Consider the following 19,333-nt stretch of genomic DNA (forward strand, 5'->3'; position numbering starts at 1 on the left):
CCTCTATGAAGCAAATTCGAATGCTTGCCCAGTATTACGTCGACCTGATGATGAAGCTTGGGCTGGTGCGTTTCTCCATGCTGCTTGCGCTGGCGCTGGTCGTTCTGGCCATCGTCGTGCAAATGGCCGTCACCATGGTTTTGCATGGTCAGGTCGAGAGTATCGACGTCATCCGCTCTATCTTCTTTGGCTTGCTGATTACTCCCTGGGCGGTCTATTTCCTGTCTGTGGTGGTTGAACAGCTGGAAGAGTCCCGTCAGCGTTTGTCAAAACTGGTCGATAAACTGGAAGAGATGCGCGAGCGCGACCTGAAGCTTAACGTTCAGCTCAAAGACAACATTGCGCAGCTCAATCAGGAGATTTCGGATCGTGAGAAGGCGGAAGCCGAGCGTCAGGCCACGCTGGAGCAGCTGAAAATCGAAATGAAAGAGCGTGAGGTCACGCAGATCCAGCTTGAACAGCAATCCTCTTTCCTGCGTTCGTTCCTGGACGCGTCGCCGGATCTGGTGTTCTACCGCAATGAAGATAAAGAGTTTTCCGGCTGTAACCGGGCCATGGAGCTGCTCACCGGGAAAAGCGAGAAGCAGCTTATCCACCTGAAGCCACAGGACGTTTACTCTGAAGAGGCGGCCGCCAAGGTTATGGAGACGGACGAAAAAGTGTTCCGTCACAATGTCTCGCTGACCTATGAACAGTGGCTGGATTATCCGGACGGACGCAAAGCCTGCTTTGAGATCCGTAAGGTCCCCTACTATGACCGCGTGGGGAAACGCCACGGCCTGATGGGCTTTGGCCGCGACATTACCGAGCGTAAGCGCTATCAGGATGCCCTGGAGCGTGCCAGCCGCGATAAGACCACCTTTATCTCTACCATTAGCCACGAACTGCGTACCCCGCTGAATGGTATCGTCGGGTTGAGCCGCATTCTGCTGGATACCGACCTGACCGCGGAGCAGGAAAAATACCTCAAAACTATCCATGTCTCGGCGGTCACGCTGGGGAATATCTTCAACGATATTATTGATATGGATAAAATGGAACGCCGAAAAGTTCAGCTTGATAATCAGCCGGTTGATTTCACCAGCTTCCTTGCGGATCTGGAAAACCTGTCCGGTCTGCAGGCGCAGCAGAAGGGACTGAGCTTTGTCATGGAGCCAACCCTGCCGCTGCCGCATAAAGTGGTGACTGACGGTACGCGTCTGCGTCAGATCCTGTGGAACCTGATCAGCAACGCGGTAAAGTTTACCCAGAAGGGGCAGGTGGCCGTGCGTGTCCGCTATGACGACGGTGACATGCTGCACTTTGAGGTGGAGGATTCCGGGATTGGTATTCCGCAGGAGGAGCAGGACAAAATCTTTGCCATGTACTACCAGGTGAAAGACAGCAACGGCGGGAAACCGGCTACCGGTACGGGCATTGGCCTGGCGGTGTCGAAACGGCTGGCGAAGAGCATGGGCGGGGATATCACCGTAGCCAGTCAGCCGGGCAAAGGCTCAACGTTCACCCTGACGGTGCATGCTCCGGCGGTGGCGGAAGAGGTTGAGGATACCTTTGAAGACGACGATATGCCGCTGCCAGCGCTGCATGTCCTGCTGGTGGAAGACATCGAGCTGAACGTGATTGTGGCGCGCTCGGTGCTGGAAAAACTGGGCAACAGCGTGGATGTCGCGATGACGGGCAAAGCTGCGCTGGAGATGTTTAAACCGGGTGAATACGACCTCGTTCTGCTGGATATTCAACTGCCGGATATGACCGGGCTGGATATCTCCCGTGAACTGACGCGTCAGTACGCGGCCGATGAGCTGCCACCGCTGGTTGCGCTGACGGCGAACGTACTGAAAGATAAAAAAGAGTATCTCGATGCCGGTATGGACGATGTGCTCAGCAAGCCGCTGGCGGTGCCTGCTCTGACCGCTATGATCAAGAAGTTCTGGGATACCCATGATGAAGAGGAGAGCACCATGACGTCTGTTGATAGCGCAAAAGCTCAAACGATACTCGATACCGCGATGCTGGAGCAGTATATCGATCTGGTTGGCCCGAAACTGATTACCGACGGTCTGGCGGTGTTCGAAAAAATGATGCCAGGCTATCTGAGTGTGCTGGAGTCCAACCTGACCGCGCGCGACCAGAAAGGCATCGTAGAAGAAGGACATAAAATCAAAGGTGCAGCCGGCTCGGTCGGCCTGCGCCACCTGCAACAGCTGGGTCAACAGATTCAGTCGCCTGATTTACCTGCATGGGAAGATAACGTGGGTGATTGGGTTGAAGAGATGAAACAAGAGTGGCAAAACGATGTTGCGGTGCTTAAAGCCTGGGTCGAGACCAGAAAAAAATGACCCCGGCTTAACCGGGGTGCGCGAATACTGCGCCAACACCAGGGAAATCGTGGCTGCGCCTGTTTTTTCAAGTATTTTTCGAATCGGCGCCGCCTGAAAAATTTAGGCCGCACGCAGATAAGATAGCAAATCTTAAATGGTTTGTTACATGAATCAGTGAAATGTGTGAAGCATAGCGTTTTAATCAAAATTATTAATGTGCTTCAGCAAGTTGCAGAAAAGGATCCTCATGATGAAAAAGATTGGTGTCGTGCTGAGTGGATGCGGTGTTTACGATGGCTCTGAAATACATGAAGCCGTCATTACGTTGCTGGCCCTGGCAAAACAGGGAGCAGAGGTGATTTGTTTTGCGCCGGACAAAAATCAGGCGGATGTGATTAACCATCTCACGGGTGAGCCAATGGCGGAAACCCGTAACGTACTGGTTGAAGCCGCGCGTATTGCACGCGGAAATATTCACCCTCTTATTCAGGCAGACGCCACAGAGCTTGATGCGCTAATTGTGCCCGGTGGGTTTGGCGCGGCCAAAAATCTCAGTACGTTTGCCACCCAGGGGGCGGAGTGTCAGATCGATCCGCATCTAAAAACGCTTTCGCAGGCTATGCACGCGGCGGGAAAACCGCTGGGCTTTATCTGTATCGCCCCCGCCATGCTGCCTAAAATTTTTGATTTCCCGCTGCGCCTGACCATCGGGACGGATATTGATACCGCGGAAGTCATTGAAGATATGGGCGGCGAGCACGTGCCTTGTCCGGTGGATGACATTGTGGTGGACGAAGACAATAAGATCGTCACCACGCCTGCGTATATGCTGGCGCAGAATATTGCAGAAGCGGCCACGGGTATTGAGAAGTTGGTGGCCAGAGTGCTGGTGCTGGCTGAATGAGTCGTCCATCCGGTGCTGGCGCATGGGTGAAGCGCACCCTGTTGCGCATCGTTCTTGTGCTGGCGGTCTTCTGGGGCGGGGGACTCGCCCTGTTCAGCATTCTGCCCGTGCCATTTTCTGCCGTGATGGTTGAGCGTCAGCTCGGTGCATGGTTCAGCGGTGATTTCAGCTATGTCGCGCATTCTGATTGGGTGAGCATGGACGATATCTCGCCCTTTATGGGGCTGGCCGTGATTGCGGCGGAGGATCAGAAATTCCCGGAACACTGGGGGTTCGACGTCGCGGCCATAGAGAAGGCGCTGGCCCATAATGAACGCCACGAAAACCGCGTGCGCGGTGCATCAACCCTGTCACAGCAGACGGCAAAGAATCTGTTTTTGTGGGACGGCCGCAGCTGGGTACGAAAAGGGCTGGAAGCGGGGCTGACGCTGGGCATGGAAACGGTCTGGAGTAAAAAGCGCATTCTGACCGTCTACCTGAATATCGCTGAGTTTGGCGATGGGGTATTTGGCGTGGAAGCGGCTGCACAACGCTATTTTAATAAACCGGCCAGCCGGTTGAGTATGTCTGAAGCGGCATTATTGGCCGCGGTGTTACCTAACCCTATCCGTTTTAAAGCCGGTGCCCCGTCAGGGTACGTGCGAAGCCGTCAGGCGTGGATTCTGCGTCAGATGCGTCAGCTGGGTGGGGAAGGGTTTATGCAGCGTAATCAGTTGATGTAAGGCGGGTAAGCGCAGCGCCACCCGCCAGAAAATGAGGCGTTAGTCTTCGTCAAAACCGGCGTTAAACAGCGCAACCACCGCCGCCAGCGCTTCCTCTTCCTGAGGGCCGGTGGCTTCAACTTCAATCTGGCGGCCTTTGGCGGAATCCAGCATCAGCAGCGCAATCACGCTGTTTGCTTCCGCTTCGGTACCTTCATCATTTCGCAGCAGAACTTCCGCATCGAAACCCTGCATCAGTTCAAACAGCTTCATCGCCGGGCGCGCATGCATGCCCAGCTTATTGGTGATCTCAACGGTTTGTTTTACGGTCATGTTTTACGTTTTTCCAGCGTGCGATGACGGGACTGAACGTTCTTCCCGCGCGAGCGGAAATAGTCGGCCAGCTGTTCGGCGATGTAGACCGAACGATGTTTACCGCCGGTACAGCCAATCGCCACCGTCAGGTAGCTGCGATTGTTTGTCTCCAGCATAGGTAACCATAGCTCAAGGTAGCTTCGCGTCTGGTAGATAAAATTGTGAACTTCTGTGTGCCTGTCGAGGAAGGCCGCGACGGGTTTATCCAGACCGGTCATCGGACGCAGTTTTGGATCCCAGTGCGGGTTCGGCAGGAAGCGCACGTCGAAAACATAATCTGCATCAATTGGTATCCCGTGCTTAAAGCCAAAGGATTCGAACACCATCGTCAGTTCGCGCTCGCGCTTGCCCAGCAACCGGGTACGCAGCATTTCCGCCAGCTCGTGAACGGACATCTCAGAGGTGTCGACAATCAGGTCAGCGCGTGAACGAAGCGGCTCCAGCAGGTCGCTCTCTTCGTCGATAGCGCTCTCCAGAGAGAGGTTCTTGCTGGAAAGCGGGTGCAGACGACGGGTATCGCTGTAGCGACGGATCAGGGTATTGCGGTCTGCATCAAGGAACAGCAGCTGAGGCGAAAACGCATCAGGCAGGTTACTCATTGCCTGTTCAAAAATTTCAGGCGATTCAGGCATGTTACGAACGTCGATACTGACGGCGGCAGAGGTTTGTCTTTCCGCAAGCGTGCGAGCCAGATCGGGCAGCAACACGACTGGCAGGTTATCTACGCAGTAAAAACCCATGTCTTCCAGCGCGCGCAGAGCGACGGATTTCCCCGACCCTGAACGACCACTGACAATCATCAGCACCATGTTCCGTTTCTCCTCAGGACAACAGATGTGAAGGCCATCTCCTGGTTATGCATCATCCTGATTGCCTTCTGCTTCAGTGATAATCTGATAGAGCTCTTCATCACTTTGGGCCGAGCGCAGTCGGCGGCAAATGGTTTTATCGGCCAGACGTTTGGCAACCAGCGACAGCGTATGCAGATGGGTTTTCGTCTGGTCGGCAGGCACCAGCAGCGCGAAGAGGAGATCGACGGGCTGGTTATCAATGGCATCGAAGGCGATGGGTGTTTCAAGCTGCACAAACACACCCACGGCACGCAGGGTATCCTCTTCTAGTTTGCCGTGCGGGATGGCGATGCCGTTGCCGATACCGGTACTGCCCATTTTTTCACGGGTCAGGATCGCTTCGAACACCACCTGTGGCGGCAGGCCCAGCTGTTTTGCGGCCAGCTCACTGATGATCTCCAGCGCACGTTTTTTGCTCTGGCAGTGAACAGCACTGCGGGTACATTCCTGGTTAAGGACATTGCTCAGTTGAAGAGCGGAATCGTTGTTCATCATAATTTCACCTAAGCGCTAACTGTACAAATGGCCTGTTGTGTTTCACAACAGGCCGTCCTGCACCCGTTAACTGCCCGGACAATTAGTGTTGTTTCAGTTTATCTTTATGTTTATTGAGCTGTCGCGCAAGCTTATCAATCAAGCCGTCGATAGCCGCGTACATGTCTTGCCCTTCCGCACTGGCATGAAGTTCCCCCCCATTAACATGCAGGGTGGCATCCGAGATGTGAGTCACTTTCTCCACTTTCAACACAATATAGACCTGGTTGATCCTTTCGAAATACTGCTCGAGTTTTGCAAACTTCGTATTCACAAAGTCGCGTAAAGCCTCAGTAATTTCGACGTTTTGTCCAGTGATGTTGAGCTGCATAGTGTCTTCCTTATCGGTTGTGTCAGACCAGCTGTTTACGCTGGTTGGACGGCGGAATGGATAAAGACTCTCGATACTTCGCGACAGTACGACGTGCCACCATAATACCCTGTTCGGACAGCATGGTGGTTAACTTACTGTCACTCAGTGGCTTCGCGGGGTTCTCCGCGGCGATCAACTTCTTCACCAGGGCACGAATCGCGGTTGACGACGCTTCGCCGCCACCCTCGGTATTGACGTGGCTGGAGAAGAAATACTTAAGCTCAAAAATACCGCGTGGACTGTGCAGATACTTCTGCGTGGTGACACGGGAAATGGTTGATTCATGCATCTCGACGGCCTGGGCGATATCCGCCAGCACCATCGGTTTCATATACTCTTCGCCCTGCTCAAAGAACGCCTGCTGCTGTTCGACAATGCAGCGGCTGACGCGAAGCAGCGTATCATTACGGCTCTCCAGACTTTTGATCAACCATCGCGCTTCCTGCAAATTGCTACGAATATATTGATTGTCGGAGTCGTTACGCACGCTGGTGCACATGGAGGCATACTGCTGGTTGATTTGCAGGCGAGGAATGCTGTCAGAATTCAGTTCAACGACCCAGCGGCCATTGTGTTTTCGGACCAGCACATCCGGGATCACGTATTCGGGTTCGCTGGTCTGGATCGACTGACCGGGGCGCGGATCGAGCGACTGGATCAGATTCACCGCTTCTTTCAGCACGTCTTCTTTCAGCCGCGTGACGCGCATCAGGGTGCGGAAATCGTGGTTAGCCAACAGATCCAGATGATCGCTGATGATTAAGCGCGCCTCATCGAGCCACGGCGTCTCTTTGCTGAACTGAGAAAGCTGGATCAGCAGGCAGTCGCGCAGATCTCTTGCGGCCACGCCTACTGGATCGAAACGCTGAATGCGCTTCAGAACGGCTTCAACTTCCTCAAGCTCAATCTCTTCGTCGCCCATGCTTTCGAGGATGTCGTCCAGCGTGACGGTTAAATAGCCGGTGTCATCAACGGCATCGACAATGGATGTGGCAATCGCACGATCGGTGTCGGAGAAGGGGGTCAGCTCCACCTGCCACATGAGGTAATCCTGAAGCGACTGGGTGGTTTCTCCCTGATAGACCGGTAGCTCATCGTCCTGGTAGTCCGCACGCGTTCCGGATGGGGTTCCGGCGGTGTAGATCTCATCCCAGCTGGCATCCAGCGGAAGCTCGTCCGGCATCTCTTTTTGTTCGAGTGCATCCGCGGTGTCGAGCGCTTCTGTATCCTGCGATTGCTGGGTATCTACCTCGTCATGAAGATCGGTTTGTTCCAGCAGGGGGTTACTGTCCAGCGCCTGCTGGAGTTCCTGCTGAAGTTCTAACGTGGACAGTTGCAACAGGCGAATTGCCTGCTGTAGCTGCGGCGTCATTGCCAGTTGTTGGCTGAGCCTTAATTGCAAACCTTGCTTCATGTTCAGAGCATTTTTCTCCGGTTCGGCGTTACGTTACCTCTACCCTATCAGAGTCTGAAGTCTTCCCCAAGATAGACGCGCTTAACATGATCATCTTCGAGGATTTGTTGCGGCGTACCGTGGGCGATCAGGTTACCCTGGCTTACAATATACGCGCGTTCACACACGGCCAGCGTTTCACGCACGTTGTGGTCGGTGATCAATACGCCAAGCCCGCTGTCGCGCAGGTGCTCAATGATACGTTTAATATCGATAACGGAGATCGGATCAACACCGGCAAACGGTTCATCCAGAAGGATAAATTTCGGGTTTGCGGCCAGCGCACGCGCAATCTCAACGCGACGGCGTTCCCCACCGGAGAGCGCCTGACCGAGGCTGTCGCGCAGATGCTCAATGTGGAACTCTTCCATCAGCTCGTTGGCACGATCCTGACGCTGTTCGCTGGTCAAATCGTTACGAATTTGCAGAACCGCCATCAGGTTATCGTAAACGCTAAGGCGACGGAAAATGGAGGCTTCCTGCGGCAAATAGCCGATCCCGCGGCGTGCGCGTGCATGCAGCGGCAGAAGGCTGATGTCTTCATCATCAATGACAATGTTGCCGGCATCGCGCGGCACAATGCCAACGACCATATAGAAGGTTGTCGTTTTACCCGCACCGTTAGGGCCAAGCAGGCCCACAATTTCGCCGGAGTTAACGGTCAGACTGACATCCTCTACGACACGGCGGCCCTTATAGGCCTTCGCGAGATTTTTTGCAGTTAATGTTGCCATAACGAATTAGTTACTCTTCTTCTGTGCCGGGGCCTGGCCTTTGCCTTTGTCCTGCAGCTGCGACGGTACCAGTACGGTGGTGACGCGTTTGCCTTTCTCGCTGGAGGCCTGCATTTTTTGCTCTTTAACCAGATAGGTAATCTTGTCGCCGGTAATGTTGCTGTCCAGCTGTTCCAGGTACGCATTTCCGGTCAGGATCACCAGGTCCTTCGCCAGCTCATAGTGCATATGCGTGGCATGGCCTTTCACCGGTTTGCCATTGTCCTGCATTTGGTAGAAGGTCGCCGGATTACCGTAACCATCGATAATCTCTTTGCCCTGCTCGCCACCCGGACGGGTAACAACCACTTTGTCGGCGTTGATTTTGATGGTGCCCTGAGTCATGACGACGTTACCCGTGAAGGTGACGACATTACCCTGCATATCAAGAGACTGGGTGTCGGACTCGATATGAATCGGCTGCTCGGTATCGCCCGTTACAGCAAGCGCGGGGAGACTGGTCGCCAGCATCGCGCTGGCGATAATTACTTTAAGGCTGAGTTTGTTTGTTTTGAATTTCATAGGAGGTTCTAACCTTTTCAATCAGCTCGGCGTTTTTGCTGCGTAAGTTCCCGCGCATTCTCAAACCGCTGGAATTAAATGTTGTGCCATACAGAGTAACCAGATCCTGCGACGTCACATCCTGGGTCACCAGGTTGATCTGGGCATTATCCGTCGTAATTTTTCGCAGTTGCGAGTCAGCGGTCAGGGCGTTGACTTCAACGTGGCCATACAGATAAAGCATACGGTCATTTGTCAGTTTTGCCCGGTCTGACTTGATTGACCACGTCGGTACTTTGTCCTTATCAAACGTGGTCATAACAGGTTGGGTAAACCACGAAATACCGTCATCTGAAAAATATTCAACATGCTGGGCAATCAGGCGATAGTTCAGCGCGCCTTGCGGGCTGTAGACCACGGTGTCGCTGTGATCGCTTTTATAGGTTGGATCGTTATTGTTGATCACTTCCGTTTGCGTATCGTCGCGATCGGCGAGGTTCACGCCAATCAATACCAGGGCGACAAGCGAAAGCAAAATGATAACCCAACGTCTGGTTTTACTCATATCGATTGCCCTTTGGCCTCATCAAGCTTGCCCTGCGCCAGCAGGAGCAGATCGCAGACTTCACGGACGGCACCGCGGCCCCCGTTGATGTGGGTAACGTAGTCCGCACGCGGGATCAGCAGCGGATGCGCATCGGCAACGGCGATACTCAGCCCAACTTCAGCCATTACGGGCCAGTCAATCAGATCGTCCCCGACGTAGGCCACGTTTTCCGGTGCGATAGCCAGTTTACCCAGTAAATCGTTGAACGCCGCCATCTTATCGGATTGACCCTGATACAAATGGGTAATGCCTAAGGTTTCACAGCGATCTTCTACCAGTTTAGCTTTCCGTCCGGTGATGATAGCCACCTCGATACCTGAGGTCAGCGCACAGCGGATACCGTAGCCGTCGCGAACGTTAAACGCTTTAAGCTCTTCACCGTTATTGCCCATATAAATCAGGCCATCGGAGAGTACGCCATCCACATCCAGAATGAGCAGGCGAATGTTTTCCGCCTTTGCCATCATCTGGGTACTGACCGGACCATAACAGGTTGCAAGGGATGCACCCGCATTACTCATTGTCTTATCCTTCATTACACTACGCCTGCGCGCAGCAGATCATGCATATGTACCACACCCAGCAACTGGTCGCCATCGGCAACCATAACGGAGGTGATATGACGGGACTGCATCAGGTTCAGCACATCCACTGCCAGCGTCCCCGGGCGCACGCGTATGCCGCCAGGTGTCATCACATCGGCAATGCCCAGCGTACGGACATCCACACCCATGTCGAACACGCGACGCAGGTCGCCATCGGTGAAGATCCCCTGAATTTTCATCAGATCGTCGCACACGACCGTCATACCCAGATTCTTACGGGTGATTTCCAGCAGCGCATCACGCAGGGAGGCGGCTTTACTGACGTGAGGGATTTCATCCCCTGTGTGCATAATATCGTTAACCCGCAGCAGCAGCTTACGCCCCAGCGCGCCGCCCGGGTGGGAAAGGGCGAAATCTTCCGGCGTAAAACCACGGGCTTCCAGCAGCGCCACGGCGAGCGCATCGCCCATCACCAGCGCCGCGGTGGTGCTGGATGTCGGCGCCAGGCCGAGCGGGCAGGCCTCTTTCGGCACCTTTACGCACAGGTGAATATCGGCTGCGCGCGCCATGCTACTTTCCGGACGGCTGGTCATGCAAATGAGCGGCACCTGCAGACGCTTCAGTACCGGGATCAGCGCCAGAATTTCATTGGACTCACCGGAGTTGGACAGCGCGATGACGATATCCTGCGGCGTGACCATACCCAGGTCGCCGTGGGCGGCTTCCCCCGGGTGGACAAAGAATGAAGAGGTTCCGGTACTGGCAAACGTTGCCGCCATTTTGCGTCCAATGTGGCCGGACTTGCCCATCCCCATCACCACGACTTTGCCGGCACAGTAGAATATCTTCTCACATGCCAGACTAAAATCCTGATTAATGTACTGATCCAACTGCGCCAGACCTTCACGTTCAATCTCCAGAACGTCTTTGCCTGCTTTCTGAAAGTCAAAACCCGGCTGCAATTCTATTTGCGACATAATGCGTTTCCGTTTACCCAGAGAGAAGAGGCGAGAGCCAGTACAGCATCGCCATCCATACGATAAATCCACCCGTCAACAGCGCGCCTGCGCCTTTGCCAATCTGTCGTTGCCGCCGCCAGCAGAGCAGGGCAAATATCACGCTGACCAGCAGCATCACACCGTAATCGCGTGAAAACGCCAGGGGGTTAAAGGGCCCCGGCGTAATCAGGGCCGGCAGGCCCATTACTATCGCGATATTAAAAATATTGGAGCCGATGATATTACCAATGGCAATGTCATCCTCTCCTTTCCGCGCCCCGGCAATGGCCGTGGCCAGCTCTGGCAGACTGGTACCGATAGCAATAACCGTCAGGCCAATGGTCAATTCGCTGATGGCAAAATAGTTTGCCACGACCGTCGCGTTATCTACGACCATGCGCGTGGCCATCGGCATGATGATCAGCGCCACGCCAAGCCAGAGCAGGGCGACGGGGAGCGTGCCTTCCCGCGGGAGTTCGGCGACCTGCTCACGCGTGAGGCTATCGTGCCCCTGCTTCTCAGCCAGACGGGCGATCTTAACACTATACAGCAACCAAATGACGGCCAGCGCCAGCAAGAAAATGCCGTCACTGACGCTCAGTATGCCATCATAAAATACGCACCCTGCCAGCAGACTTACGATTAACATTAGCGGCAATTCACGACGCAGAACATCAGAATGCACGCGAAATGGATGGAGCAGTGCCGCCAGGCCTAAGATCAACAATATATTAACGATATTAGAGCCAATCGCGGTACCGACGGCCAGGTCTAACTGGCCATGCAGCGATGCCGAGACAGAGACGATGATTTCAGGAAGTGATGTTCCAACGCTGACAACGGTCATCCCGATGACGAGAGGTGGCACGCCCGTCAGGCGACACAGGATAGATGCAGCAAACACTAAACGGTCAGCACTGTAGACCACCAAAAGTAAACCAATTATTAACAGTGCTGTTGCTAAAAGCATCAAAAGTCCTTTCTTCAGGTATACTCGTCGGTCCATCGCGCGGGAATGGCTGGACTGCATACAGTCTGAGGCGTAACGAATTCCTAATTTTGACTTTATGCGCCGGAAAAGTAAAACAAATGCCAGCTTTCGCTAACCTCAACGGCTATTATTCTGTAAAAATGCTGAGTTTAGGGCTGATCCAGGCTGCATGCCTAAACGTGAGCAGGGTAAGAAAGGAACCATAAATGAGCCAAACGATGGCGAATTTAGTCGATGTCCGCGGTGTGAGTTTTTCTCGCGCCAACAGATTGATATTTGATGATATTTCGTTGACCGTACCGCGTGGCAAGATCACGGCCATCATGGGGCCGTCCGGGATCGGTAAAACGACACTGCTGCGTCTTATTGGTGGGCAGATCCCACCTGACAGCGGTGAAATCCTCTTTGATGGCGAAAATGTCCCGGAGATGTCGCGCTCGCGTCTGTATACCGTTCGCAAGCGCATGAGCATGCTCTTTCAGTCGGGGGCGTTGTTCACCGATATGAACGTCTTTGATAACGTGGCCTATCCGCTGCGCGAACATACCAGCCTGCCGCCAGCGTTGCTGAAAAGTACGGTGATGATGAAGCTTGAAGCCGTCGGTTTGCGCGGGGCGGCGAAGCTGATGCCTTCGGAACTCTCCGGCGGGATGGCGCGCCGCGCCGCGCTGGCGCGAGCCATTGCATTAGAACCGGATTTAATCATGTTCGATGAACCGTTCGTCGGGCAGGATCCCATCACGATGGGCGTGCTGGTGAAGCTCATCTCTGAACTGAACAGCGCACTTGGCGTAACCTGCATTGTGGTTTCTCACGATGTGCCGGAAGTGTTGAGCATCGCCGATTACGCCTATATCGTGGCGGACAAAAAGATCGTCGCACACGGTAGCGCCCAGGCGTTGCAGGAAAATTGCGATCCGCGCGTGCGACAGTTCCTCGACGGTATTGCCGATGGCCCTGTGCCGTTCCGCTACCCGGCGGGCGACTATCGTGACGATTTACTGGGAATAGGGAGTTAAGCCACTCATGCTGTTAAATGCGTTGGCCGCTCTCGGACACCGTGGCATAAAAACCATCAGGACGTTCGGGCGTGCCGGATTGATGTTATTCAACGCGCTGGTCGGCAAGCCGGAGTTCCGAAAGCATGCGCCTTTACTGGTGCGTCAACTCTATAACGTCGGCGTGCTGTCGATGCTCATCATCATTGTGTCCGGTCTGTTTATCGGCATGGTGCTGGGGCTGCAGGGCTACCTCGTCCTGACAACCTACAGTGCGGAAACCAGTCTCGGGATGCTGGTGGCGCTTTCACTGCTGCGTGAACTGGGGCCGGTTGTGGCGGCGCTATTGTTCGCCGGACGCGCGGGGTCGGCATTAACGGCTGAAATTGGCCTGATGCGTGCGACTGAGCAGCTCTCCAGTATGGAGATGATGGCGGTTGACCCGCTGCGTCGCGTAATTTCGCCGCGTTTCTGGGCTGGGGTGATCTCTTTACCGTTACTGACTATTCTGTTTGTCGCCGTGGGTATCTGGGGCGGTTCGCTGGTTGGCGTTCACTGGAAAGGCATTGATGCCGGTTTCTTCTGGTCCGCCATGCAGGACGCCATCGACCTGCGAATGGATCTGGTTAACTGTCTGATTAAAAGCGTGGTATTCGCCATTACGGTCACCTGGATTGCCTTGTTCAATGGTTACGATGCCATCCCGACGTCGGCAGGCATTAGCCGTGCAACTACACGTACAGTCGTACATTCGTCGCTGGCCGTACTGGGTCTGGATTTTGTGCTCACCGCACTGATGTTTGGGAATTGAGTTCATGCAAACGAAAAAAAATGAAATTTGGGTCGGCGTGTTCCTGCTGCTGGCGCTGCTGGCCGCACTGTTTATCTGCCTGAGAGCGGCGGATATCACCTCCGTGCGTACCGAGCCGACATATCGCATCTATGCCACCTTCGATAACATCGGCGGGCTGAAGGCCCGTTCACCGGTCCGTATTGGCGGCGTGGTGATCGGACGCGTATCAGACATTACGCTTGATGAGAAAACCTATCTGCCACGCGTCGCGATGGATATCGAAGAGCGTTACAACCATATTCCGGACACCAGTTCCCTGTCGATCCGGACTTCCGGTCTGCTGGGTGAACAATATCTGGCGCTTAACGTCGGCTTTGAAGACCCCGAGCTGGGAACGACTATTCTTAAAGACGGCAGCGTTATTCAGGATACGAAGTCCGCAATGGTGCTGGAAGATATGATTGGTCAGTTCCTTTACAACAGTAAAGGGGATGAGAAAAAATCCGACGCTGCCCCTGCGCAGTCTGAAGATCATACCGACGTCGCACCGACACCTGGCACGACGCATTAATTTCAGGAGAAGTCATTCATGTTTAAACGACTGTTAATGGTGGCCATGCTGGTCATTGCCCCTCTTACCGCTGCCCATGCTGCGGATCAGAGTAACCCGTACAAACTGATGGACGAAGCGGCGAAGAAAACCTTCGACCGTCTTAAAAACGAACAGCCTAAAATTCGTGCGAATCCTGATTACCTGCGTGACGTTGTTGACCAGGAATTGCTGCCGTATGTGCAGATTAAATATGCGGGTGCGCTGGTGCTGGGTCGTTATTACAAAGACGCGACCCCTGCGCAGCGTGAGGCCTACTTTGCCGCGTTCCGTGAATATCTGAAGCAGGCTTATGGTCAGGCGCTGGCGATGTATCACGGCCAGACCTACCAGATTGCGCCTGAGCAGCCGTTGGGTGATGCGACCATCGTGCCTATCCGTGTGACGATCAACGATCCAAACGGCCGTCCGCCGGTTCGTCTGGATTTCCAGTGGCGTAAAAACAGCCAGACAGGCCACTGGCAGGCGTATGACATGATCGCCGAAGGGGTAAGCATGATCACCACCAAGCAGAACGAGTGGAGCGACCTGCTGCGCACTAAAGGCATTGATGGCCTGACTGCACAGCTGCAGTCCATTGCTCGTCAGAAAATCACGCTGGACGAGAAGAAGTAATGTCACAGCAACTCAGCTGGTCGCGTGAAGGCGAGACATTGAAACTGTCCGGCGAACTGGATCAGGACCTCCTGAACCCGTTATGGGACCAGCGCCATGACGCCATGCAGGGCGTGACGCTGATTGACTTAAGCGGTATCACCCGGGTGGATACGGCAGGTGTTGCGCTGCTTGCCCATCTGGTTGCCGAGGGGAAAAAGCAGGGGGCGAGCGTCAGGCTTCACGGCGCGAGCGATAATGTCGTGACCCTTGCGCAGCTCTACAATCTTCCTCAGGACGTACTGCCTCGTTAATATTTTCAGTGCGTTACTTCCGAAAGCCCTGACAGTTTCATCGTCGGGGCTTTTTGCTTGTTTAAGACGACGCCACTTTGCTCTAAGATGTTGGGCTTGTTTTCACTATCAGATGATTAAGAACCCATGGAAAATCATGAAATCCAGACAGTGCTGATGAATGCACTCTCCCTTCAGGAAGCCCACGTCACTGGCGATGGCAGTCACTTCCAGGTTATTGCTGTGGGTGAGATGTTCGACGGCATGAGCCGCGTGAAGAAACAGCAGGCTGTGTACGCGCCGCTGATGGAATATATTGCGGATAACCGCATCCACGCCCTGTCGATTAAAGCGTTCACCCCGCAAGAGTGGGCACGCGATCGCAAACTAAACGGTTTTTGAGCTGAGGGCGACAGGCCCGCAGCACGGTTGAATTTATAAGAGAGCACACAATGGATAAATTTCGTGTACAGGGGCCTACGCGCCTCCAGGGCGAAGTCACAATTTCTGGCGCAAAAAACGCCGCGCTGCCAATCCTCTTTGCTGCGCTGCTCGCGGAAGAGCCGGTAGAAATTCAGAACGTCCCGAAACTGAAAGATATCGACACGACCATGAAGTTGCTCACCCAGTTGGGCACTAAAGTTGAGCGTAACGGTTCTGTCTGGATCGACGCCAGCAATGTGAATAACTTCTCTGCACCTTACGATCTGGTGAAAACCATGCGTGCTTCCATCTGGGCGCTTGGCCCGCTGGTGGCGCGTTTTGGCCAGGGGCAGGTTTCACTTCCGGGCGGTTGTGCCATCGGGGCGCGTCCGGTTGACCTGCATATCTTTGGCCTGGAAAAACTGGGCGCAGAGATCAAACTGGAAGAAGGTTACGTTAAAGCGTCCGTCAACGGTCGTCTGAAAGGCGCGCACATTGTCATGGACAAGGTGAGCGTGGGCGCAACAGTCACCATTATGTCAGCGGCAACGCTGGCTGAAGGTACCACGATCATCGAAAACGCCGCGCGTGAGCCGGAAATTGTGGATACCGCCAACTTCCTCGTGGCGCTGGGGGCGAAGATTTCCGGTCAGGGTACTGACCGTATCACCATTGAAGGCGTTGAGCGTCTGGGTGGTGGTGTTTATCGCGTCCTGCCGGACCGTATCGAAACCGGTACCTTCCTGGTGGCAGCGGCGATCTCTGGCGGTAAGATTGTTTGCCGTAACGCACAGCCTGATACCCTGGATGCGGTGCTGGCGAAGCTGCGCGATGCCGGCGCGGATATCGAAATCGGTGAAGACTGGATCAGCCTCGATATGCACGGTCAGCGTCCAAAAGCTGTCAATGTGCGTACGGCGCCACACCCGGCGTTCCCGACGGACATGCAGGCGCAATTCACCCTGTTGAACCTGGTCGCCGAAGGGACGGGCTTCATCACTGAAACCATTTTCGAGAACCGCTTTATGCACGTACCGGAGCTGATCCGTATGGGCGCGCATGCAGAGATCGAGAGTAATACCGTAATTTGCCACGGCGTGGAGAAACTGTCGGGTGCTCAGGTGATGGCCACCGATCTGCGTGCGTCTGCGAGTCTGGTGCTGGCGGGTTGTATCGCGGAAGGGACAACGATTGTGGATCGTATTTATCACATCGATCGTGGTTATGAGCGTATCGAAGATAAACTGCGCGCGCTGGGTGCGAATATCGAGCGTGTGAAGGGCGAGTAATCGTTCCGGCAGCCCCCTGCCAGCAATGACCGGGGGGTTGCTGTGCCTGTCAATTAACGTGTTATTCCTGCAATCCTTTCTTTGCCTTTTTCTGGCGAATCATGCGCGTTCTGTCAATAAACTCATGGGTAATGGGATCGTGGTAACGCGAGGGCCAAATCACCCACGGGTGCGTATCCAGCGCCGTTGCGATAATGAGCTCTCCCTTGGGCCATGGGCGGGTGAGGGCGTTTGCCAGGGTTGAAGAACTCAGTCCGTGGCGGCGGGACTCTGCTGCCAGTGACGTGCCTCTTTTGCGCAGTGCGGCAATAATATCCGCCGTGTGCCAGTCGATAAATTTCGTGTCCATAACGCTGTCCTTAGTTCGGATTCACCTTCGCCGTTTCGTCAGAAACGACGGGGTTACTATACCCATTTCACACTCTTGTTCTAAAAAGTTCGCGTTACTTGAAGGGATATTCAGAATAAGGCACAGCTTTATTCATGCGGACTCTAAACCGATGCGTTTACATGAAGACGTAATTTACAGGAACGTACGGGAATCTCCCCGCAAAGGCGCGGGGAGAAACAGGAGGGATCACCGATCGCGCTGAACGGCGATGTGCGCCAGACCGATCAGCGCATCGCGCCACGGGCTGTCTGGAATAACCTGAAGTGCAGCAATGGCTTTATCCGCTTCCTCTTCCGCACGCTGGCGCGTCCACTCGAGCGATCCGCAAATGGCCATGGTTTCCAGTACGGGTTCCAGAAGATGGCGGCCATTTCCCTGCTCAATCGCTTCACGGATCATTTTCGCCTGGTCGGCCGTTCCGTTGCGCATGGCGTGGAGCAGCGGCAGGGTCGGTTTGCCTTCGTTCAGGTCATCCCCCACGTTTTTGCCGAGCGTCTCGCCGTCCGCACTGTAGTCCAGCAAATCATCAATCAGCTGGAATGCCGTACCCAGATAACGACCGTAGTCCTGCAGCCCTTTTTCCTGGGCGTCGGTACAGTCAGCCAGAATGCCGGAACACTGGGCGGCTGCTTCAAACAGGCGCGCGGTTTTGCTGTAGATCACGCGCATGTAGTTTTCTTCAGTAATATCAGGATCGTTGACGTTCATCAGCTGCAGTACTTCGCCTTCTGCGATGACGTTAACGGCTTCGGACATCACTTCCAGTACTTTCAGGGAGCCCAGACTGGTCATCATCTGGAAGGCGCGGGTATAGATAAAATCCCCCACCAGTACGCTGGCTGCGTTCCCGAAAGCGGCGTTCGCCGTGGCTTTGCCGCGACGCATATCCGATTCATCCACAACATCATCATGCAGAAGCGTCGCTGTGTGAATAAATTCGATGAGCGCTGCGATGGTGATGTGGGCATTTCCCTGATAACCAACGGCTCTGGCAGCCAGAATGGCAATCATCGGACGTATGCGTTTACCGCCACCGCTGACAATGTAATAGCCCAACTGATTGATCAGTTGAACGTCAGAGTTGAGTTGCTCCAGGATTGCTGCATTCACACCCGCCATATCTTGCGCGGTTAACTCGTTGATTTTTTCTAAATTCATCGCAAAAGCCGGGCTTTTTATCCTGTTGATCCCATCTACTATGGGGTAACGAAGGGTTTCGGTTTATCAATAGTATTGCTGATTGTACTGAAAAAACGGCTCAGATAAACGTTACCGTACGTGTTGTGTTTTTTTTCTTCATGTATTGACGGTAGCACTTGTCAAAGGCTCGCGTTTTGCGTAATATTCGCGCCCTATTGTGAATATTTATAGCGCACTCTGATTCATACGAGGACGTGCGCGGAAGCGGAGTTTATATGTACGCGGTTTTCCAAAGTGGTGGTAAACAACACCGAGTAAGCGAAGGTCAGACCGTTCGCCTGGAAAAGCTGGACATCGCAACTGGCGAATCTGTTGAGTTCGCAGAAGTTCTGATGATCGCAAACGGTGAAGAAGTCAAAATCGGCGTTCCTTTCGTTGATGGCGGCGTTATCAAAGCTGAAGTTGTTGCACACGGTCGTGGCGAGAAAGTTAAAATCGTTAAGTTTCGTCGTCGTAAGCACTACCGTAAGCAGCAGGGCCACCGTCAGTGGTTCACTGATGTGAAAATTACTGGCATCAGCGCCTAAGACCTGAGGAGAGATTTAAATGGCACATAAAAAGGCTGGCGGCTCCACACGTAACGGTCGCGATTCAGAAGCTAAACGCCTGGGCGTTAAGCGTTTCGGTGGCGAATCCGTTCTGGCGGGTAGCATCATCGTTCGTCAACGTGGTACCAAATTCCACGCTGGCAACAACGTAGGTTGCGGTCGTGACCACACTCTGTTTGCTAAAGCAGACGGTAAAGTGAAATTTGAAGTTAAAGGCCCGAACAACCGTAAATACATCAGCATCGTTGCTGAGTAAGGTTTTCTCGG

At 54.1% G+C, this 19,333-nt stretch carries 25 protein-coding genes; 12 read left to right on the forward strand and 13 right to left on the reverse strand.

Annotated elements, in window-relative coordinates:
- Positions 1 to 5 precede the first annotated feature (5 nt).
- From arcB to mtgA, 3 genes are all read left to right on the forward strand, one after another.
- A complete protein-coding gene (gene arcB, locus GM298_RS07550; RefSeq protein ID WP_225287488.1) occupies positions 6 to 2,339 on the forward strand; it encodes an aerobic respiration two-component sensor histidine kinase ArcB in 2,334 nt (777 codons plus the stop codon).
- A 232-nt stretch (positions 2,340 to 2,571) separates the two neighbouring features.
- Positions 2,572 to 3,225, forward strand: coding sequence for an isoprenoid biosynthesis glyoxalase ElbB (gene elbB / locus GM298_RS07555; protein WP_094919364.1), 654 nt, complete (start codon positions 2,572 to 2,574; stop codon positions 3,223 to 3,225).
- Positions 3,222 to 3,947: a monofunctional biosynthetic peptidoglycan transglycosylase gene (gene mtgA / locus GM298_RS07560; RefSeq protein WP_025756689.1), complete on the forward strand. Its 726-nt coding sequence runs from the start codon at positions 3,222 to 3,224 to the stop codon at positions 3,945 to 3,947. The genes elbB and mtgA overlap by 4 nt, the downstream gene beginning before the upstream one ends.
- Before the next feature lie 39 nt (positions 3,948 to 3,986).
- On the opposite strand, the gene npr is transcribed toward mtgA, so the two are convergent.
- From npr to GM298_RS07615, 11 genes are all read right to left on the reverse strand, one after another.
- Positions 3,987 to 4,259 carry a PTS phosphocarrier protein NPr gene (gene npr, locus GM298_RS07565; protein WP_025756690.1) on the reverse strand — a complete coding sequence of 91 codons (273 nt, stop codon included), beginning with the start codon at positions 4,257 to 4,259 and terminating at the stop codon, positions 3,987 to 3,989.
- Positions 4,256 to 5,110 carry an RNase adapter RapZ gene (gene rapZ / locus GM298_RS07570; protein WP_014885397.1) on the reverse strand — a complete coding sequence of 285 codons (855 nt, stop codon included), beginning with the start codon at positions 5,108 to 5,110 and terminating at the stop codon, positions 4,256 to 4,258. Before rapZ ends, npr begins: the two co-directional genes overlap by 4 nt.
- 45 nt (positions 5,111 to 5,155) lie before the next feature.
- Positions 5,156 to 5,647, reverse strand: coding sequence for a PTS IIA-like nitrogen regulatory protein PtsN (gene ptsN, locus GM298_RS07575; protein ID WP_008501443.1), 492 nt, complete (start codon positions 5,645 to 5,647; stop codon positions 5,156 to 5,158).
- Positions 5,648 to 5,729: 82 nt separating this feature from the next.
- Positions 5,730 to 6,017, reverse strand: coding sequence for a ribosome hibernation promoting factor (hpf, locus tag GM298_RS07580; protein WP_013098943.1), 288 nt, complete (start codon positions 6,015 to 6,017; stop codon positions 5,730 to 5,732).
- A gap of 22 nt (positions 6,018 to 6,039) precedes the next feature.
- Positions 6,040 to 7,473, reverse strand: coding sequence for an RNA polymerase factor sigma-54 (gene rpoN / locus GM298_RS07585; protein WP_025756691.1), 1,434 nt, complete (start codon positions 7,471 to 7,473; stop codon positions 6,040 to 6,042).
- 47 nt (positions 7,474 to 7,520) lie between these two features.
- Positions 7,521 to 8,246, reverse strand: coding sequence for an LPS export ABC transporter ATP-binding protein (gene lptB, locus GM298_RS07590; RefSeq protein WP_025756692.1), 726 nt, complete (start codon positions 8,244 to 8,246; stop codon positions 7,521 to 7,523).
- Between the two features lie 6 nt (positions 8,247 to 8,252).
- Positions 8,253 to 8,807 carry a lipopolysaccharide ABC transporter substrate-binding protein LptA gene (gene lptA, locus GM298_RS07595; protein WP_025756693.1) on the reverse strand — a complete coding sequence of 185 codons (555 nt, stop codon included), beginning with the start codon at positions 8,805 to 8,807 and terminating at the stop codon, positions 8,253 to 8,255.
- A complete protein-coding gene (lptC, locus tag GM298_RS07600; protein ID WP_025756694.1) occupies positions 8,776 to 9,351 on the reverse strand; it encodes an LPS export ABC transporter periplasmic protein LptC in 576 nt (191 codons plus the stop codon). Before lptC ends, lptA begins: the two co-directional genes overlap by 32 nt.
- A complete protein-coding gene (gene kdsC, locus GM298_RS07605) occupies positions 9,348 to 9,914 on the reverse strand; it encodes a 3-deoxy-manno-octulosonate-8-phosphatase KdsC (RefSeq protein ID WP_025756695.1) in 567 nt (188 codons plus the stop codon). Before kdsC ends, lptC begins: the two co-directional genes overlap by 4 nt.
- A gap of 14 nt (positions 9,915 to 9,928) precedes the next feature.
- Positions 9,929 to 10,915, reverse strand: a complete 987-nt coding sequence (gene kdsD / locus GM298_RS07610; protein ID WP_025756696.1) for an arabinose-5-phosphate isomerase KdsD — start codon at positions 10,913 to 10,915, stop codon at positions 9,929 to 9,931.
- Between the two features lie 13 nt (positions 10,916 to 10,928).
- Entirely contained in the window at positions 10,929 to 11,906 is a 978-nt protein-coding gene (locus GM298_RS07615; protein ID WP_045284743.1) for a calcium/sodium antiporter, read from the reverse strand.
- A gap of 227 nt (positions 11,907 to 12,133) precedes the next feature.
- Between GM298_RS07615 and mlaF the strand changes: the two genes are divergently transcribed.
- From mlaF to murA, 7 genes are all read left to right on the forward strand, one after another.
- A complete protein-coding gene (gene mlaF, locus GM298_RS07620) occupies positions 12,134 to 12,946 on the forward strand; it encodes a phospholipid ABC transporter ATP-binding protein MlaF (RefSeq protein ID WP_025756698.1) in 813 nt (270 codons plus the stop codon).
- Positions 12,947 to 12,953: 7 nt separating this feature from the next.
- Entirely contained in the window at positions 12,954 to 13,736 is a 783-nt protein-coding gene (gene mlaE / locus GM298_RS07625; protein WP_010436044.1) for a lipid asymmetry maintenance ABC transporter permease subunit MlaE, read from the forward strand.
- A gap of 4 nt (positions 13,737 to 13,740) precedes the next feature.
- Positions 13,741 to 14,289, forward strand: a complete 549-nt coding sequence (mlaD, locus tag GM298_RS07630; protein ID WP_025756699.1) for an outer membrane lipid asymmetry maintenance protein MlaD — start codon at positions 13,741 to 13,743, stop codon at positions 14,287 to 14,289.
- Between the two features lie 18 nt (positions 14,290 to 14,307).
- The gene (mlaC, locus tag GM298_RS07635; RefSeq protein WP_014885387.1) at positions 14,308 to 14,943 is read left to right on the forward strand and encodes a phospholipid-binding protein MlaC; all 636 of its coding nucleotides are present in this window, start codon (positions 14,308 to 14,310) and stop codon (positions 14,941 to 14,943) included.
- Entirely contained in the window at positions 14,943 to 15,236 is a 294-nt protein-coding gene (mlaB, locus tag GM298_RS07640) for a lipid asymmetry maintenance protein MlaB (protein WP_045284744.1), read from the forward strand. The genes mlaC and mlaB overlap by 1 nt, the downstream gene beginning before the upstream one ends.
- Positions 15,237 to 15,362: 126 nt before the next feature.
- Positions 15,363 to 15,617, forward strand: a complete 255-nt coding sequence (gene ibaG / locus GM298_RS07645) for a BolA family iron metabolism protein IbaG (RefSeq protein ID WP_008501458.1) — start codon at positions 15,363 to 15,365, stop codon at positions 15,615 to 15,617.
- 50 nt (positions 15,618 to 15,667) lie between these two features.
- Complete coding sequence (gene murA / locus GM298_RS07650; RefSeq protein WP_025756701.1) at positions 15,668 to 16,927, forward strand: UDP-N-acetylglucosamine 1-carboxyvinyltransferase; 1,260 nt, start codon at positions 15,668 to 15,670, stop codon at positions 16,925 to 16,927.
- 61 nt (positions 16,928 to 16,988) lie between these two features.
- Here the strand turns inward: murA and sfsB are convergent, their stop codons facing one another.
- Together sfsB and ispB are read right to left on the reverse strand one after the other, a co-directional pair.
- A complete protein-coding gene (gene sfsB, locus GM298_RS07655) occupies positions 16,989 to 17,276 on the reverse strand; it encodes a DNA-binding transcriptional regulator SfsB (RefSeq protein WP_047959543.1) in 288 nt (95 codons plus the stop codon).
- A 228-nt stretch (positions 17,277 to 17,504) separates the two neighbouring features.
- Positions 17,505 to 18,476 (reverse strand): octaprenyl diphosphate synthase, encoded by a 972-nt coding sequence (gene ispB, locus GM298_RS07660; protein ID WP_025756703.1) that lies wholly within the window; start codon positions 18,474 to 18,476, stop codon positions 17,505 to 17,507.
- A gap of 257 nt (positions 18,477 to 18,733) precedes the next feature.
- Between ispB and rplU the strand changes: the two genes are divergently transcribed.
- Together rplU and rpmA are read left to right on the forward strand one after the other, a co-directional pair.
- A complete protein-coding gene (gene rplU / locus GM298_RS07665; protein WP_003025032.1) occupies positions 18,734 to 19,045 on the forward strand; it encodes a 50S ribosomal protein L21 in 312 nt (103 codons plus the stop codon).
- A 19-nt stretch (positions 19,046 to 19,064) separates the two neighbouring features.
- Positions 19,065 to 19,322 carry a 50S ribosomal protein L27 gene (gene rpmA, locus GM298_RS07670; RefSeq protein ID WP_004385076.1) on the forward strand — a complete coding sequence of 86 codons (258 nt, stop codon included), beginning with the start codon at positions 19,065 to 19,067 and terminating at the stop codon, positions 19,320 to 19,322.
- Positions 19,323 to 19,333 lie beyond the last annotated feature (11 nt).

It is taken from the genome of Enterobacter sp. HSTU-ASh6 (assembly GCF_026319105.1).
Classification (GTDB): Bacteria; Pseudomonadota; Gammaproteobacteria; order Enterobacterales; family Enterobacteriaceae; genus Enterobacter; species Enterobacter sichuanensis.